Origin of the sequence: Agromyces humi, from assembly GCF_009720255.1 — a bacterium.
Lineage (GTDB): Bacteria > Actinomycetota > Actinomycetes > Actinomycetales > Microbacteriaceae > Agromyces > Agromyces humi.
In genome coordinates, this window is record NZ_WJSP02000602.1 from 1 (window position 1) to 1543 (window position 1543).

The 1543-nt window shown below is 72.7% G+C and carries 2 protein-coding genes; one reads left to right on the plus strand and one right to left on the minus strand.

The window, feature by feature from the left end; all coding sequences use genetic code 11:
• Nucleotides 1-613: IMP dehydrogenase (locus GH736_RS22715; RefSeq protein ID WP_203230923.1), on the plus strand; the 613-nt coding region annotated here is incomplete at its 5' end.
• A gap of 22 nt (nt 614-635) precedes the next feature.
• On the opposite strand, the gene GH736_RS22720 is transcribed toward GH736_RS22715, so the two are convergent.
• The coding region (locus GH736_RS22720; protein WP_159607263.1) for a MalY/PatB family protein at nt 636-1543 on the minus strand (908 nt) is incomplete at its 5' end.

The window sequence follows — 1543 nt, forward strand, 5'->3', positions numbered from 1 at the left end:
GGGCGCCGACGCCGTCAAGGTCGGCGTGGGCCCCGGCTCGATCTGCACCACGCGCGTCGTCGCCGGCGTGGGCGTGCCCCAGGTGACGGCCGTGTACGAGGCCTCCAAGGCGACGAAGCCGGCCGGCGTGCCGCTCATCGCGGACGGCGGCCTGCAGTACTCGGGCGACATCGCGAAGGCGCTCGTCGCGGGCGCCGACACGGTCATGCTCGGCTCGCTCCTCGCGGGCACGGCCGAGAGTCCGGGCGAACTCGTCTTCCAGAACGGCAAGCAGTTCAAGACGTACCGCGGCATGGGCTCGCTCGGCGCGCTGCAGACCCGCGGCAAGAAGACCTCCTACTCGAAGGACCGCTACTTCCAGGCGGATGTCCCCTCCGACGACAAGCTCATCCCCGAGGGCATCGAGGGCCAGGTGCCGTTCCGAGGCCCGCTCTCGGCGGTGGCGTACCAGCTCATCGGCGGACTCCGCCAGTCGATGTTCTACGTCGGTGCGCGCACCGTCGAGGAGCTCAAGGCGAAGGGGCGCTTCGTGCGCATCACCCCGGCCGGGCTCAAGGAGTCGCATCCCCACGACGTGCAGATCGTCGTGGAGGCGCCGAACTACACGCGCTGACGGTCAGCGCGGCGCTCTCATCTCAGCGCCGCGCCTCGGCGAGCCGCTGCACCGCCTCGTCGAGGACCTCGGGCGTGCACGCGAAGTTGAGCCGGGCGTACCCGCGCCCGGCGACGGCACCGAACCTGGGCCCGTTGGCGAGGGCGACCCGGGCGTGCTCCAACGCGTACGCGGCGGGGTCGTCGCCCCAGCCGAGCGCGGTGAGGTCGAGCCAGGCGAGATACGTGGCATCCGGCATCCGGTATCGCACGCCGGGCAACTCGTCGGCGACGAGGTCGGCGAGCAGCCGGCGGTTGTCGTCGAGGCTCGCGAGCACGCCGTCGAGCCACGGGCCGCCCTCGCGGAACGCGGCGATCGTCGCGATCGCGCCGAACTGGCTCGTGCGCCACTCCACCTCGTACGGCAGGGTGGCGCGCACCCGGTCGCCGCGCTCGCTCGCGGTGACGATGAGCGCGGTCTTGAGCCCCGCGAGGTTGAAGGCCTTGGTGGCCGCGGTGACGGCGATGCCGTGCTCGCGCGCCGCATCCGACACCGTGAGGAACGGCGTGTACGGCGTGCCGGGCTGCGCGAGCGGGCCATGCACTTCGTCGGACACGATGGTCGCGTCGTGGCGGGCGGCGATCTCGGCCAGTGCGGCCAGCTCGGCGGCATCCGGGATCGTGCCCGTCGGGTTGTGCGGATTGCAGAGCAGCATCGCCCGCGCGCCGGCCGCGAACGCCGCGTCGATCCCGTCGAGGTCGAGCGACCAGCCCTCGTCGATGCCGCCGAGGAGCGGCACCTCGACCACGGTGGCCCCTGCTTCGGGCAGCAGGTCGAAGAACGGGTGGTAGACCGGCGGCGTGATGATGACGCCGTCGCCGGGCCGCGTGACGCGGCGGAGCACCTCGACGTTGCCGAGGCTCACGTCGGCGGTGCAGGTGACGCGCGCCG